This is a genomic window from Campylobacter concisus (assembly GCF_003048575.1).
Taxonomy (GTDB): Bacteria; Campylobacterota; Campylobacteria; order Campylobacterales; family Campylobacteraceae; genus Campylobacter_A; species Campylobacter_A concisus_U.
The window spans coordinates 15,360-31,131 of the sequence record NZ_PIRZ01000002.1; the positions used below are offsets into that span (position 1 = coordinate 15,360).

The window sequence follows — 15,772 nt, forward strand, 5'->3', positions numbered from 1 at the left end:
CGTTGCTAAAATTTGCAAACGTTTGAGTAAAATTTCATAAAAATTTGAAGGAAAGATCAAAATGAGAAGAAGAAAAGCCCCTGTAAGGGAAGTCTTACCTGATCCGATTTACGGAAATAAAATAATCACTAAATTTATTAATTCTCTTATGTATGATGGCAAAAAAAGTGTCGCTACTGAGATAATGTATGGTGCTATCAAAGCTATCGAAAAGAAAAATGCTGAAGTTAAAGGCATTGACGTTTTTAACGATGCTATTGAAAATGTAAAACCTATTTTAGAAGTTAAATCACGCCGTGTTGGTGGTGCTACTTATCAAGTACCAGTTGAGGTTCGCCCAGCTCGCCAACAAGCTCTTGCTATTCGCTGGCTTATAACTTACGCTAGAAAGAGAAGCGAAAGAACTATGATAGATAAACTAGCGAATGAGCTCTTAGATGCGGCAAACTCAAAAGGTGCATCTTTCAAGAAGAAGGAAGATACTTACAAGATGGCAGAGGCTAATAAAGCATTTGCTCACTACCGCTGGTAAGAAAGAATTAATATGGCAGAGAGAAAAACGCCTTTACATAAGGTAAGAAATATCGGTATTGCGGCTCACATTGATGCTGGAAAGACAACTACTAGTGAGAGAATTTTATTCTTTACCGGCATGAGCCATAAAATAGGTGAGGTTCATGATGGTGCTGCTACCATGGACTGGATGGAACAAGAAAAAGAGCGTGGTATTACTATTACTTCAGCTGCAACTACGGCATTTTGGAAGGGTTATCAAATAAACCTAATTGACACTCCGGGACACGTTGACTTTACTATCGAAGTTGAGCGTTCTATGCGTGTTCTTGACGGTGCTGTTTCAGTATTTTGTTCTGTTGGTGGTGTTCAACCACAATCAGAAACTGTTTGGAGACAAGCAAATAAATATCACGTACCAAGAATCGTTTTTGTTAATAAAATGGATAGAATAGGTGCAAATTTCTTTAGAGTTGAAGAGCAGATTAGGGAAAGACTAAAAGCAAACCCAATACCTATTCAAATTCCTATAGGTGCTGAGGATAACTTTAGAGGTGTGGTTGACCTTGTAAGAATGAAAGCTTACGTTTGGAATGATGATAAAAAACCAACTGATTATGTTGAAGAAGAAATTCCAGCTGAAGTTAAAGATAAGGCTGAAGAATACCGTGCAAAACTAATCGAAGCTGTTTCTGAGACAGATGATAGCTTGATGGAGAAATTCTTTGCAGGCGAAGAACTAACTGAAGAAGAGATTAAAAAAGGTATTAAAGCAGGTTGCTTAAGAATGACTATTACACCTATGCTTTGTGGTACTGCGTTTAAGAACAAAGGTATCCAGCCTTTACTTGATGCTGTAGTTGATTATCTGCCAGCTCCTGATGAGATTGAAGCAATCAAAGGCGTTTATGAAGATGGTACTGAAGTAACTGTTGATAGTACTGATGATGGCGAATTTGCTGCTCTTGCGTTTAAAATCATGACTGACCCATTTGTTGGACAGCTAACATTTATTCGTGTATATAGAGGAAGCCTTGAAAGTGGTAGCTATGCTTACAACACAGTTCAAGACAATAAAGAGAGAATTGGCCGTCTATTAAAAATGCACTCAAATAAGCGCGAAGAAATTTCAGAGCTTTTTGCTGGTGAGATCGGTGCTGTTGTTGGTCTTAAAAATACTCTAACTGGCGATACTTTGGCTAGCGAAAAAGATAAAGTTATCTTAGAGAGAATGGATTTCCCAGATCCGGTTATCAGCGTTGCTGTTGAGCCAAAAACAAAAGCTGATCAAGAGAAGATGGCGATAGCTCTTCAAAAACTAGCTCAAGAAGATCCAAGCTTTAGAGTTAGCACAGATGAAGAGAGCGGACAGACTATCATTAGCGGTATGGGTGAGCTTCACTTGGAAATTATTGTCGATCGTATGCTTCGCGAATTTAAAGTCGATGCTGAAGTTGGTCAACCACAAGTTGCTTACCGCGAGACTATCCGCAAGACAGTTGAGCAAGAGTATAAATACGCTAAACAATCAGGCGGCCGTGGTCAGTATGGTCACGTATTCCTACGTATCGAGCCACTTTCAGCTGCTAGCGGATTTGAGTTTGTTAACGACATCAAAGGTGGTGTTGTTCCAAAAGAATACATTCCAGCTGTTGAAAAGGGTTGTAAAGAGGCACTTCAAAGTGGTGTTCTTGCCGGCTATCCAGTTGAAGACGTCAAAGTTACACTATTTGATGGCAGCTACCACGAAGTTGACTCATCTGAGATGGCGTTTAAACTTGCTGCTTCAATGGGCTTTAAAGAGGGTGCTAGAAAAGCAGGTGCTGTTATTCTTGAACCTATGATGAAGGTTGAAGTTGAGACTCCAGAAGAGTATATGGGTGACGTTATCGGTGACCTTAACAAGCGCCGTGGTCAAGTAAACTCAATGGATGATAGAAGTGGCATCAAGATTATCGCTGCTTACTGCCCACTAGCACAAATGTTTGGTTATTCAACAGACCTTCGCTCAATGACACAAGGTCGTGCGACTTACTCTATGGAATTTGACCACTACGAAGAAGTTCCTAAAAACGTAAGTGAAGAGATCATTAAAAAGAGAAATGGCTAGTTAGCCAAAAATAGGGCAGAGCGATCTGCCCTTTAAATTTAACCGCTTGGCTAAAAATAAACTAACTCACAAATTTGTCCTCATAGCTCAGCTGGATAGAGCGTAGAATTCCTAATTCTAAGGCCACAGGTTCGAACCCTGTTGGGGACACCATTGTATCATATATAATTTTTTGTAAAACACTTTTTATTTTAAAAATTTATACTAAATTTTTATAAGAAGACTGCCAATCCATAATATTTCAATAATTACAAGCAATAAAATTTATCAAACAAAATTTTATATATTTAACAATCTATGCTAATATCACACAAATTTTTATTTAAGGATGATAAATGAAAAGAATTTTACTTTTAGGGGCTGTTTGTTCTATGTTGTCTGCGGATGTTAAAACTATTCGAGTTACTCCAGACGTAATCAAAAATTATGATCAGATCGTTGATATCAGAACTCCACTTGAGTGGCAAGAGACTGGTATTATAGCAGGAGCAAAAACTATTACTTTTGATCCAAGCCAAAAAGAAGCATTTGTAGACGAGTTATCAAAATCAGTTGATCTCAAAAAGCCTGTTGCTATTATTTGCAGAAGTGGTAGAAGAAGTGCGGCTGCTGCGGCCATTATTGATAATGCTGATCTAAATATCATAAATTTAGATGGCGGTATGGGTAGTTTGATTGAGCAAGGCTATAAAACTACACCATATAAAAAATAAACAAATTTTTAAAATCTACTTTCTAACTACAAGATAAATTTCTTGTAGTTAAAATTTATATCAAATAATAAAAATTATTATTTGATTAACCGCTGATTAACTCTAACTGCATATAATTTCATCATATTTATAATAAAGAAGGAGACAAAATGTCAAAAGTTGTTTTACAATTAAATGTTATTCAGGCTGATGCAAATGCACTTTATATTAAATTTCACGATCTTCATTGGAATGTAAAAGGTATTCAATTTTTTAGCGTTCATGAATACACAGAAAAGGCTTACGAAGATATGAGTGAGATATTTGACGATGCAGCTGAGAGAGCTCTTATGCTTGGTGGTAGACCTATAGTTAAGGCTGAAGAGCTAGCAAAAGTTACTCATATCAAACACGAGCCAAAAGAAATTTACACTCCAACAGAGGTTTTAGAGATTGTCTTGGCTGATTATAAACACCTTTTGGGCGAGTTTAAAAAGCTTGACGAGCTTGCAGAAGGTGATACAACAACTCAAATGTATGCACAAGATCAAATCGCAAAATTTGAAAAAGCCATCTGGATGCTAAACGCAACACTTAGTAAATAACTACTAGCGGGAGTTTTCCCGCTCTATCTAAATAAATTCTACTTTTTGGCGATATTGATTTTATAAATTCTAAGGAGCCAAAATGAAAATTTCTCAAATCGCAAACTCATATAATAGTTCAAGTATAAAAGAAAATGTAAAATCAGAAATTTCGCTTCATAAAGATGAAAAGGATATCTCTAAAAAAGAGTCTGAAATTACAAATTTAACAGCCAAAGACATTTCAAATAGCTACTTTTTGCAGTATCAAAAAGAGATCGTTAAAAGTAGTAGTTCAAATTTATTAGCCCAAGGTAGCTTAAGCTTTAATGCACCTAAAAATTTATCAGAAATTTTATCAGGACTTGATTTTGCAAGTATCGGCTATAACGGTAAATCTTTAAACGAGCTAAGTAGTGACGAGGCAGATGATCTTATTAGCGAGAATGGATTTTTTGGTATCACAAATACGGCTGATAGGATAGCTAGCTTTGTGCTAAATAGTGCAGGCGATGACGTAGAAAAACTAAAAGCTGGTAGAGAGGGTGTGGCAAAGGGTTTTGAGGATGCGAAGAAAATTTGGGGAGGTGAGCTTCCTAAAATTTCACAAAAGACTATTGAAAAGACCCTTGAGACACTTGATAAAAAGATCGCCGAGCTTGGCGGTAACGTTTTAAATGTTTCAGCTTAACTATCTTGGGCAGGCTCGCCTAAGATAAATTTATATGATTGTGCATATAAATTTAGATACGAGCCTTTAATTTCCCACAAAATTTATTTAATCTTAAAAGTTATACTTCGCCGTTTTACACTAAGGAGAAGAGATGAAAGCTAAAATTTTACTTCCACTGGCAACTACTATCATGTTTTTGGGTTGCTCATTTTTTGAAGACAATCCACCAGTACGAAAACAGCCAAGACAGGTCATGCAAAATACACCAGTAAAAAGCTCGATCAAAGGTTTTATAAAAGAGGTTACTTATAAAGATTCAAAATACTGCTATGAAATAGTGGCGAGCGATACAAAAAATCACAAACTCAATAAAGCAAATTTTTGTGCAAATAGATACTATTATGATAAAGGCGACTTAGTCTATGCGACCTTTTATGCAGATAAACTTATAGATATGTTGCTTATAAAAGAGGGTGGCTCTAGTGGCTTATATAATGGTATAAAAAAGCCGCAAAATGAAGTGGTTATTAAAAGAAAAAATGTAAAAACAAATATCGAAGTGCCAAAAGAGGAAAAAATTTCTTTTTAATTACCGTTGATTTACTGCTTGCTTATATAATTTCAGTAGCAATCAAAACTAGAACTCCTTTTAAGGGGCAAAGCAATAGCCCCTTTTTCTTTTTACTCATTTTAATTTTTATCCTTAGTCTGTTTAAAATTATCAACTTTTATCTATTTTTGATTAATTAAGGTAAACGATCGGTAACTGAAATTAAAGAATTTTAAGCTTCATATTAAATTTTATTGATTATAATCGTCGACACAAAACCTTAAAAGGAGAAAAAATGAAACTAACAAAAATTAGTTTAGCCACTTTGGTTGCTTTAGGTGCATTTTCAAGCGTAGCAAGTGCTACTCCACTTGAAGAAGCTATAAAAAATGTAGATCTTTCAGGATTTGCAAGATATAGATATACAAATGATAAAAAACACGGTGAGTTTTCTAATACAAAATCAGAGTCTGGCTCAAAAGCTGGTCATCAATTTAAAGCAGTAGCAAATTTTAAAGCTGCTATTGATGATAACTTCTTTGGCGTTATTGGTTTAAGATATAACGCTACTGATAATTCTGGTGATAATACTCAGAACGATCAAGGTAGTCAAGAAATTGGCACAGATAAAACTAATACAACTGAGCCATTTAGAGTTCATCAGTTCTATCTTGGTTATAAAGCTGGAAACACTACTATAACAGCTGGCAAACAAGAGATCGGCTCATTCTTTACAGATGACGCTATCGGTACTGGTGTAAGAGTAGTAAATGAAGACATCGAAGGACTAACACTTACTGCTTTAGCTTTTGACGCAATTGAGGGTGATAGTGTTGAAAGTGATGGCGAGTTGTATGAAATTACAAGTTATTTAAATGATTATGATGCAGGTAATCTATATGCAGCTGGTATCGCTGGTTCATATGATCCTATCAATTTCCAACTATGGTATGCTAGCCTAACAAATCTAGCTGATCTACTTGCAGCTGATGTTTCAGCAAATTTTGCTATTAATGATGATGTTAGCTTAGGAGGTAGAGTTAACTATATAAATACTACTGTAGATAAAAGTGCAAAAGCACATCTTTCTAAAGCTATAAGTGAATCTAATGGCGTTGCAAACTATAATGATGGTAACTTCTATGCTGGCGAACTTACAGCTTCACTATTTGGCTTTGATTTGAGAGCTGGTTATATGGGTTGGAAAGTTGATAATAAAGGCGTAACATCATTTGCTCTTGAAGATAAAGGTAGTCTAATAGATGTTGGTGAGCTTACACTTGATCCAACTTGGGCTGATGGAAAAGCAAACCTAGTATATGGAACAGCTGGATATACATTTGATAAATTTACAGTTGGTGTTGATTACATAAAAGGCCACATTAAACACGCTGCAGCTGCTGGCGAAAATGGCAAAGAAAAAGTTGAAGAGATTACTCCAAGATTTGCATATGAGTATAGCAAAAAGCTAACATTTAGCTCATACTATGCATTCAAAACTTCAAAATTTGCTGATGAGGCTAAAAACAAAGAAGATCAATTCAGATTTGAAGCTAAATACTCATTCTAATCGTAGCTCATTAATCAACTTATGATATAATCCCGGGTCGGAGCAATCTGATCCGGGATTTTTAAATTTAGAGCAAAATTTCAAGGAAACTCATGAAAAATATCAAAATTTCTTTTTTGGCGTGTTTTTTGGTGGCAAATGCCTTTGCAGCTTCACAAGTCTACTATATAGAAGCTCGTGGTGAGTTTGGTAAAGAACTTGCTGAAATGGCAAAAAAGCAGGCTAATGATAGAAATGAAAAAGTAAATGTCTATGTCGATGAAGATCCAAGACGCTATAAAGATAATAGAATTTTAAAATTAGGCGTTGATAGGAAGGGCAGATATAGTGTTTCTTTGGGTAAGGAGCTTTATGAAAAGCAATGTGCTAGCTGCCATGGTGAAAATGCTGATAAAAGACCATTTGGTTCAACGCCTCTAAAAAATATGGATGCTAAGGATATTGAAGATAGCATCATCTCTTATAGAAGTGACTCAAGTTTTGGTGGAAGCGGTAAAAATGTAATGCAAAATCAAGCTAAAATTCTTTCAAATAATGATCTTGGCGCGATTCTTGCCTATCTAAAAGGCAAAGATGCTTTTGTTGAACAAGACACAAATGAAAACAAGCCAGTCTCTACCCAAACAAAGCAAGGCAGTTATTTAAGATAAGTTTCACTTTGATAGCTTTGTCATGATGTAAATAAAAGGAAGCAGATGTTAAATCCAAAATCATTATTTTTAAGTATGGGCTCAGCTATCATTTTGATGATAATCTTTGCCATAGCTAGCGGAGTCGCTACGATAATAGAAAGTAAAACTAGCACAGAAGCTGCATGGTACTATGTTTATGGTGCTAGCTGGTTTGCTCTCATTCAACTACTTCTTGGCATAAATTTGACCTATAATATCTTTAGATACAACTTAATAGATCCTAAAAAACTCCCTTCGCTTATCTTTCACCTTGGTTTTATCGTTATCTTAATCGGTGCTGGTATAACAAGATATATTGGCTTTGAGGCCGATATGCATATAAGAGAAAAAACTCAGTCAAATATCGTTACGACAAAAATATCCTATTTAAATTTAACCGCATTAAACGATAATGGAGAAGAGATAAATGCTGCTTTGCCACTAGGACTTTCTGATGCAAAAAAAGGTTTTGATCTAAAGCTAAAAATAGCAGATAATGAAGCTAATTTAAAATTTAAAGAATTTGTGCCAAATGCAAGTTATAAGTTTGTGGATGATAAAAATGGGCAACCAGTAGTGGAATTTGTGGTTTCAAACGAGAGTGAAAGTGAAGAAATCTTCTTGTTAGAAGAAGAGGAAGCAAGAGTTGCAGATATTAGTTTTATCTTTAATGCTAAGCCAGACGAGAGTAAAAAATATGTACTTTTTAAATTAGTGGACGGAAATTTTACAGTTACTTCAAATACTGATCTTTCAAAATTTACAATGAACGATAGCTCAAAAACTGAGTTAAAAGCTGGTAGCGTAAATGAATTTGGCATGGGTAGTCTTTATACTATTTCAAATATAAATTTTGCTCCAAGATTAGTTTCAGCTCATGCTTCAAGAAAGCTAGTTAGTACAAAAGATAGCGAATTTAACGCCTTGATAGCTGAATTAAATTATAAAGGCGAGAGTAAAGAGATGCATATTTTTTATAACCTAACAGAGCCTTCACGCTTGGCTGTGGCTGGACAAAAATTTAACGCTTCATGGGGCGCGCAGCAAGTTAAACTTCCGTTTAGCCTATACTTAAAAGACTTTGAGCTTAAAAGATATCCTGGTTCAAATTCGCCTATGAGCTACTCAAGTGAAGTTATTGTAAAAGATGATACAAACATGTCGGGGCTTGACTATAAAATTTATATGAATCATGTGCTTGACTATGATGGTTATAGATTCTTCCAAAGTTCATACGATACAGATGAAAAAGGAACCATTCTCTCTGTAAATAAAGATCCAGGCAAGATACCAACTTATATCGGCTACTTTTTACTTGGGTTTGGCTTTGTGTTAAATGTTGTAAATCCTGGTAGTCGTTTTAGAAAGCTAGCTAAGTTAATAGACAATGAATCAACAAAGGGTGGTAAAAAGGTTGTTGCTATCATCGCCATTATGCTTTTAAGTTTAAATTTTAGCTCATTAAAGGCTGAAGACTTTTTGCCTAATATCAGCAAAGAGCACACACAAAAGCTTTCTAGACTTATTGTGCAAAGCTCAGATGGTAGAATGAAGCCATTTGACACTCTTAGCAAAGAAATTTTAAATAAAATACATAGAAGCGAGAATATAAATAGCCTAAACTCGAATCAAGCTATGCTTTCAATAATGGTAACGCCTAATTTTTGGCGAAGTGAAAAAATTATCTCACTTGGGCAAAGTAAGGAGCTAAAAAAAGAGCTTGGCATAGATGAAAATGCAAAGTATGCAAGTTTTAATGATTTTTTTAGAGCCACAAAAGATGGCGGAAGTGAATATAAACTCACAAAATTTGCTGAAATTGCTAATCGTAAGCATCCTGGATCACGCAATACATTTGATAAAGACGTAATCAAGATCGACGAGAGATTGAATGTTTTTTATATGATATTTATTGGTGAAATTTTTAAAATTTTTCCAAAGCAAGATGACCCATCAAACTCTTGGTATTCGCCTGCTAGTGCAATGATGTACTTTCCGCCTAAGGAGGCCGATCTAGTCATTAATATGATGAGAGAGTATTTTGCAGCAGTTGATGCAGCAACAAAAGATAATGATTGGAGCAAGGCTGATGCTGCACTTGATAAAATTTCAGCCTATCAGCAAAAGTACGGCTCTGCTGTAATTCCAAGTGAAGAAAAGATAAATATAGAAATTTTGTTTAATAAAATTCAAATTTTTGAGCGATTGACACCGGTTTATCTTTTGGCTGGCCTCGCGCTTTTATTTTTTGTTTTTGTCAAAATGCTAGCTCCAAAGGTTCAGATAAATGGCATTGTAAGAGTTGTATACATTATAAATTTACTAGCTTTTCTTGCTCATACTGTTGGGCTTGGGCTTCGTTGGTACATTGCTGAGCATGCGCCTTGGAGTAACGCTTATGAATCGATGGTCTATATCGCTTGGGCTCTAGGATTTTCTGGTATCGTCTTTGCAAAACGTAGCCCTATCGCTCTTGCTCTTACGTCTATATTGGCTGGTGTTACATTATTTGTTGCACATCTTAGCTGGATGGATCCGCAGATCACTACACTTGTACCGGTGCTTCAAAGCTACTGGCTAACAATACATGTTTCTGTCATTACTGCAAGTTATGGATTTTTAGGGCTTTGCGCGTTACTTGGTGGCTTTACACTATTGCTTATCATTTTACAAAATAAGAAAAAGCCAAATCCAGAAATTTCTCGCAATATCCTCGAAGCTACTCGTATAAATGAGATGGCTATGATACTAGGACTTAGCTTACTTACTCTTGGAAATTTTCTAGGCGGTGTTTGGGCAAACGAGAGCTGGGGTAGATATTGGGGCTGGGATAGTAAGGAGACTTGGGCGCTAGTTTCTATACTTGTTTATGCCGCAGTTCTTCATATAAGATTTATTTCAAGGCTAAACAATCAATATGCGTTTGCAGTTGCTTCGTTCTTTGCTTATTGGTCGATTATTATGACTTATTTTGGTGTAAATTTTTATTTAGCTGGCATGCACTCATATGCAGCAGGAGATCCATTACCAGTGCCTGATTTTGTCTGGATTAGTATCGTGATAATGGTGCTTATGAGTGTTTTAGCATTTACAAAGCGATCACTTTGCTCAAGGCTTTAGATGCTAATAAAAGGTCTAATAGTTTTCTTTGTTGTATTGCTATTAATTGCAATTTGTGTGTTAATCTATATACTTTTAAGAAATAGGGATTATAGCATCGAAACAAAGGAGCTCGCATTAGAAAAAGAAGAGATAACGATCGAAAAGCTTGAAAAGCTTGCCGGTGATAATAGCCTAAGTAAAAACGAGCTTTTCGAACTTATTCAAATTTTCGTAGGAAATTTTAGTATACCAGCTAAAAATAACCAAGTCATGCCAAAAGAGGCAAATAACTATATAAATTTCATAATTTTAATCTGCTCTCATAAAAATTCTGATGCAAAGCTCATCAGTTTTTTAGACAAAGAGGCTAAAAAGAAAAATCCAAGCTATATTGTCGAGATAGAAGAGAGTGAGAAAATCGGCATAGAAAATCGCAAAAATCGTAGATAAATTTATTCAAAAAAGTGTAGTTAAAATATCTTAAAATTAAGTTTGGTTTAAAAATGGGTTCTTATGATTTTGATTCTGTGTACGTGATATTTTTTATTTTCTTTTCAATCGTATTGCCTATATTTTTGATAATTCCTACAGGTAGGTATAATATAAAGGTTTATGCGAGTAAATTTGATCTAATTGGACTTCATCTAATTTTTCCAATCATTATATTACCTACTTTGGTAAGTGCTTTTATTTTAGTTTGTAGCTTTTTAAATATTTCAGATTATACTGGTTTAAGCTTTGTGTTCTATGCTTTTTTGATTCTAATGATATCCTATATAATTTATGGCTTTTATGTTTGCATCAAATATAACTACGGCTTTTTTCATTGTATCGTAGCGCTTTTTTTAAGATTTAATTATGTTACCCCACTTATTTATCTGCTCTTTTTAGGCGGAAAAAACTACAAAGATGACAAAGAGATAACTTCTAAAAATATTAAAGACTTAAAATTTTTTGATCAGTTTAGATTTTCCATTTATAATTTAATTGCTATTATAAACTAAAAGTATTTTAAGAGCATTAAAGGTTTTGCAATTAGAGAAAACGCCAAAATTTTTACATTTAGTTTTTGCTTAGTTTTTAGGTCTTTTTTGTTTTTAAAATTTTAGTCCAAAGCAGGCTTTTGTTTTGTCTTATCATTTTTAAGCTTATCTTTTTTGGCTTCAAACTCAGCTATTATATTTGCATCAGGAAATAAATATCCATCCTCAACCATCAGATCAACTGCCTTTTTAAACATAGGCAAGGCACTTTGAGCGCCGAAGTAGTAGTAAGGTCTTTTAGGATCCCTTGCTAAAACGCCTATTGTGTAGCTATTACCTCTTGTGTCGTTCACAAAGCCAAAAAATGAGCCATTGTAGGTGTTGCTGTATCCACCACTACCTGAAGCAATGTGTGCAGTTCCAGTCTTGCCACCTATCTCAAGTCCTGGCGTAAAGGCTTTTAGTCCAGTACCTTTCTCAACCGTTTTTATTAAAATTCTCTTCATTATCTTTGCAGTCTCTTGTGATATAACTTGAGCTGGCTCGGACTTTGGCAAATCGTATCTTTTTCCATTTCTCTCTAAGTAGGCAACCATGTGAGGAGTAACTTCAATGCCTTTATTGTTAAATGTATTATAGGCTTTTAAAAGCTGCATAAATGTAGCTTGCAAGCCGTATCCGTAGCTCACAGTCGCCTTATATGTCGATGAGTTTAGCTTTGTAACTGTTGGCATCATACCTACTTGCTCGTAAGGTAGATCTATGCCTGTTTTTCTTGAAAAGCCAAAATTTAAAAGTCCTTGATAAATTTGTGGCCCATTTAGTCGCTCAACAAGCTGAATCATGCCTATGTTTGAACTGTGTACGATTATATCCTCAGCACTCATAAAAGGCTCTGGATGGGTATCTTTGATTATCCTTTTGCCAAGTTGGTATCGGCCATTATAGGTATTTACAAGCTCAAATGGATTTACTTTCTTCTCTTGAAGTAAGATAGAAAATATAAATGGCTTAAAAACCGAGCCAACTTCATAAGCATATTCGCTAACGGTCGAATTTAGAGCGCTATAATCTTGCTTTCTTATGTTTGAAGGATCATATCTTGAGCTAGAAGCTAGGGCTAAAATTTCTCCATTTTTGCTATTCATTATGCATATAACTAACTCTTTTGCATCTAGAAATTCACGTTTTTCATCTAAAATTTGCTCTAGTTTGGTTTGAAATTTAAGCGGTATAGAAAGCACCGCATTGTAGCCATCTACTCTTGTTGCTAAATTTGAGTCACTTGTTAAAATAATATTATTTCCAATATCGCGAGGCCCTAAAATTTTTGCATTTTGTATAGGAGCTAAATAATCTTCATAATATCTCTCAAGACCTTTTACGCCTTTGCTTTTTGTAAGCGCGTCACTTTCAGTTTTGCTCACGTAGCCAATAGCTGGTGTGAGGGCGTCTTTTGACATAAATTTACGATTTTGGCCGCTCTCCATTACTCTCATGCCCTGAAATGAAGCAAGACCTGTTTTTGGATCAAGATATGAAACCAAAATGCTCTTGCGATTTAGCTTTCTTGAGAGCTCTTGAAGGTAGGTAGCACCCTTTGCATCAATACTATATGAGAGTGTAACGATGCCTTTTGTACCATTTATGATCTTTCTTACTTTGTTTGGATCGTCGCCGCTGTAAAGCGAATATAGCTTGATAAACATTTCTTTTTTATTAGGATCGATGTTTCTAGTATCAAGCATCACTTTGTAGAGTTTTTGGCTTGAAGAGATGCTAAAGCCATCTTTTGTGATTATATTGCCACGAATTGCCGTATTTATATCGCTTGTTTGAAGCCTAGGAAGCTTTCGTTCGATACTTGCCCTATAAAATATGACAAGTACAAATATTGAAATTCCAAAAGTAATTAATAAAAAAAGTATGGTTATTTTTGATTTTCTGGAATTCATTAATGACTTAAATTTGTGTTCTAGAAATTTCTTTATAAGCACTTAGTGCTTTGTTGCGAATTTCTAGCATAAGCTTCATGCTAGTCTCTGCTTTGCCTATCGCAATAGCAGCTTGGTGAAGATCTTTTACCTCGCCAGTTGCAAGATCGGCTATGGCTTTATCTGCGTTGATTTGCACTTTATTTAGCTCTTTTAAAGAGTCGTTTAGAGCATTTTCGAAGCCACCTTCTTCGCCTGCTTTTGCTATTTTATTTGAATTTTCATTTTTATTTATTTTGTCTAAATTTATACTATTTATCATTATGCTTGTCCTGAAATAAGTGATATCGCACTTTGTGCTATTGTTTTTGCATTTTGAAAGGCTGCCACGTTTGCTTGATATGCCCTTGTTGCTTCAAGTAGGTCAGACATCTCAATAACCGGATTTATATTTGGAAATGCGACGTAGCCATTTGCATTTGCGTCTGGATGGCTTGGATCATATTTTAGCTGAAAGTCCTTATCGTCACGCACCACTTTATCCACGATCACGCTAGTTAGGGCAGGGTGAGCGTTTCTTGGTGAGCTTGGGTCGTCGAGTGGATTTTCATACTCGAGTAGACTTTGTGAGCTTTTAAGCTGATCGTTTAAAATTTTATCAAAGTTCATCTCTTTAAAGATGACCTCTTGCCTTCTATAAGGGCCACCTTCAGCCGTTCTTGTAGTTTGAGCATTTGCTATGTTTGAGCTGATGACGTTCATCCTGAAGCGTTGCGCACTTAGTCCGTATCCACTAATATCAAAATCATTTAAGTATGACATCATCTCTCCTAGTTTTTAGCACTTGCGTCTATTACACTTTTAAAAATATTGCTTTGAGCCTTGTAGGCGTTATCAAGAGCGTTTATCATAACTGTATTTTTGCCCATTTCTGTTGTCTCAACATCAAGATCAACCGTGTTTGCGTCATTTCTAGCCATGTGACCATCACGCAAGAAAATTTGAGCTGTGTCACTTTTTGGAAAATCAACCACAGCCATATGCGCTTCGTTTGTCTTAGCAAGCTGTAGCTTTTTTTGGTTTGAAGTGTTATAAATTTCATTTGCTTTTTCTTTTAAGACATCTTCAAATCTTATATCTCTAGCTTTATAAAACGGTGTATCAACGTTTGCAAGATTGCCAGAGATTAGTTTTTGGCGTAGTTCTCTGCCTGCAAGAGCTGATTCAACAAGTGGGCTAGATTTTGATTTATCTAAAACAAACATTTAAAATCCTTATGAAACTTCACATTTTTATAAGCAAACGATGTTCCAAATATAGGGCAAATTTATTTTGTCTCATAAATTTTTGCCAGATCTTCTTTCATTTTTGTGACTTTTATACCACCAAGATAGTATTTTACTCCGTATTGTCCGCTATCTACGTCTGTTAAAATTTGATATTCGCCATTTTTTATCACGACCTTAAAAGGTAGTGCGATCTCGTGTTTGTATTCGATGTCTCTTACGATCTGCTCGGCAAGTCTGTCATTTATCTTTTGATCGTTTGTTATGAAGTAGTAGGCGTTAAATTTTTGCATAAATTCGTGCAAAACATACTCATTTGTGACATTTTCAAAATGAGTTAGTCCTATTAGCGTAAATTTATCTTTGTTTTCAAGCTGATATTTTGTAAGCTCAACTGCCTCTTTTTGGCAAGGTGGGCAAAATGTACCAAAAATATCGATCATTAAAACTTTATTTTCATCATTTTTGATAGCAAAGCCATGATTTTTTCGAACTAAAGTAAGCTCCTTGCCGCTTACATCTACAAGCTTAACCTCTTCATTTGGACTAAATTCTTTAAAATTTACACTACTGCTCTCATCGTCACCACAGCCAAAAAAAGCAAATAAAGTGATTATTAAAACAAGCAAATTCTTCATCTTATCCCTTAAACATATCTTTTTATGGCAGCTCTTGCCTCTTTGTCTGCCTCGCGTCTTTTTAGAGTCTCGCGCTTGTCGTGTAAATTTTTACCTTTTGCGAGTGCAAGCCTTGCTTTTATGATGTTTTTATCACTCAAATAAAGTGCTAAAACAACTAGTGCTAGTCCATCTTGTGAGACTTGACCGAAAATTTTATCGATCTGCTTTCTATGCATCAAAAGTTTTCTAGCTGCTCGTTCATTTGGACGAAATGCGCTGTGTGTAGTCTCAAGATAGCTGATGTGGGCGTTTAATAAAAAAAGCTCACCCTTTATGACACGCACAAAGCTATCTTTTAAATTTGCCCTGCCAGCCCTTAGTGCTTTGACCTCGCTGCCTTTTAGTACAATACCAGCCTCGAAGGTCTCAAGTATGCTAAAGTCATGCAAAGCTTTCTTGTTTTTTGCTAGATCTTTTATCAAAA

Annotated in this window: 16 protein-coding genes and 1 tRNA gene; 11 read left to right on the forward strand and 6 right to left on the reverse strand. The window is 35.3% G+C overall.

Features of this window, described 5'->3' with window-relative positions:
• The first annotated feature begins 61 nt into the window (after window positions 1-61).
• The 11 genes from rpsG to CVS84_RS02290 all read left to right on the forward strand — a co-directional run bounded on the left by rpsG (window position 62) and on the right by CVS84_RS02290 (window position 10,915).
• A complete protein-coding gene (gene rpsG / locus CVS84_RS02240) occupies window positions 62-532 on the forward strand; it encodes a 30S ribosomal protein S7 (protein WP_021090980.1) in 471 nt (156 codons plus the stop codon).
• A gap of 12 nt (window positions 533-544) precedes the next feature.
• Entirely contained in the window at window positions 545-2,623 is a 2,079-nt protein-coding gene (fusA, locus tag CVS84_RS02245; protein WP_107690991.1) for an elongation factor G, read from the forward strand.
• 76 nt (window positions 2,624-2,699) lie between these two features.
• A tRNA-Arg gene (locus tag CVS84_RS02250) sits at window positions 2,700-2,776 on the forward strand.
• A gap of 182 nt (window positions 2,777-2,958) precedes the next feature.
• A complete protein-coding gene (locus CVS84_RS02255) occupies window positions 2,959-3,336 on the forward strand; it encodes a rhodanese-like domain-containing protein (RefSeq protein ID WP_107690992.1) in 378 nt (125 codons plus the stop codon).
• A gap of 149 nt (window positions 3,337-3,485) precedes the next feature.
• Window positions 3,486-3,920: a Dps family protein gene (locus CVS84_RS02260; protein WP_087585696.1), complete on the forward strand. Its 435-nt coding sequence runs from the start codon at window positions 3,486-3,488 to the stop codon at window positions 3,918-3,920.
• A gap of 82 nt (window positions 3,921-4,002) precedes the next feature.
• The gene (locus CVS84_RS02265; protein WP_107690993.1) at window positions 4,003-4,590 is read left to right on the forward strand and encodes a hydrogenase-4 component G; all 588 of its coding nucleotides are present in this window, start codon (window positions 4,003-4,005) and stop codon (window positions 4,588-4,590) included.
• 133 nt (window positions 4,591-4,723) lie between these two features.
• Complete coding sequence (locus CVS84_RS02270) at window positions 4,724-5,161, forward strand: hypothetical protein (protein WP_107690994.1); 438 nt, start codon at window positions 4,724-4,726, stop codon at window positions 5,159-5,161.
• Window positions 5,162-5,417: 256 nt separating this feature from the next.
• A complete protein-coding gene (locus CVS84_RS02275; RefSeq protein WP_107690995.1) occupies window positions 5,418-6,692 on the forward strand; it encodes an OprD family outer membrane porin in 1,275 nt (424 codons plus the stop codon).
• Between the two features lie 92 nt (window positions 6,693-6,784).
• Window positions 6,785-7,342, forward strand: coding sequence for a c-type cytochrome (locus CVS84_RS02280; protein ID WP_107690996.1), 558 nt, complete (start codon window positions 6,785-6,787; stop codon window positions 7,340-7,342).
• 45 nt (window positions 7,343-7,387) lie between these two features.
• The gene (gene ccsA / locus CVS84_RS02285; protein ID WP_107690997.1) at window positions 7,388-10,483 is read left to right on the forward strand and encodes a cytochrome c biogenesis protein CcsA; all 3,096 of its coding nucleotides are present in this window, start codon (window positions 7,388-7,390) and stop codon (window positions 10,481-10,483) included.
• Entirely contained in the window at window positions 10,484-10,915 is a 432-nt protein-coding gene (locus tag CVS84_RS02290) for a fatty-acid--CoA ligase (protein WP_107690998.1), read from the forward strand. It abuts the gene before it with no gap.
• 655 nt (window positions 10,916-11,570) lie between these two features.
• On the opposite strand, the gene CVS84_RS02300 is transcribed toward CVS84_RS02290, so the two are convergent.
• The 6 genes from CVS84_RS02300 to smpB all read right to left on the reverse strand — a co-directional run bounded on the left by CVS84_RS02300 (window position 11,571) and on the right by smpB (window position 15,767).
• Window positions 11,571-13,403, reverse strand: a complete 1,833-nt coding sequence (locus CVS84_RS02300) for a peptidoglycan D,D-transpeptidase FtsI family protein (protein WP_107691281.1) — start codon at window positions 13,401-13,403, stop codon at window positions 11,571-11,573.
• A 7-nt stretch (window positions 13,404-13,410) separates the two neighbouring features.
• Window positions 13,411-13,704 carry a flagellar hook-basal body complex protein FliE gene (fliE, locus tag CVS84_RS02305; RefSeq protein ID WP_021090507.1) on the reverse strand — a complete coding sequence of 98 codons (294 nt, stop codon included), beginning with the start codon at window positions 13,702-13,704 and terminating at the stop codon, window positions 13,411-13,413.
• Window positions 13,704-14,204 (reverse strand): flagellar basal body rod protein FlgC, encoded by a 501-nt coding sequence (gene flgC / locus CVS84_RS02310; protein ID WP_054196420.1) that lies wholly within the window; start codon window positions 14,202-14,204, stop codon window positions 13,704-13,706. Before flgC ends, fliE begins: the two co-directional genes overlap by 1 nt.
• Window positions 14,205-14,212: 8 nt before the next feature.
• A complete protein-coding gene (gene flgB / locus CVS84_RS02315; protein ID WP_107691000.1) occupies window positions 14,213-14,647 on the reverse strand; it encodes a flagellar basal body rod protein FlgB in 435 nt (144 codons plus the stop codon).
• A gap of 62 nt (window positions 14,648-14,709) precedes the next feature.
• A complete protein-coding gene (locus tag CVS84_RS02320; protein WP_107691001.1) occupies window positions 14,710-15,306 on the reverse strand; it encodes a thioredoxin in 597 nt (198 codons plus the stop codon).
• A gap of 8 nt (window positions 15,307-15,314) precedes the next feature.
• On the reverse strand, window positions 15,315-15,767 hold the full coding sequence (gene smpB / locus CVS84_RS02325; protein ID WP_107691282.1) for an SsrA-binding protein SmpB: 453 nt from the start codon (window positions 15,765-15,767) through the stop codon (window positions 15,315-15,317).
• Window positions 15,768-15,772: the final 5 nt, after the last annotated feature.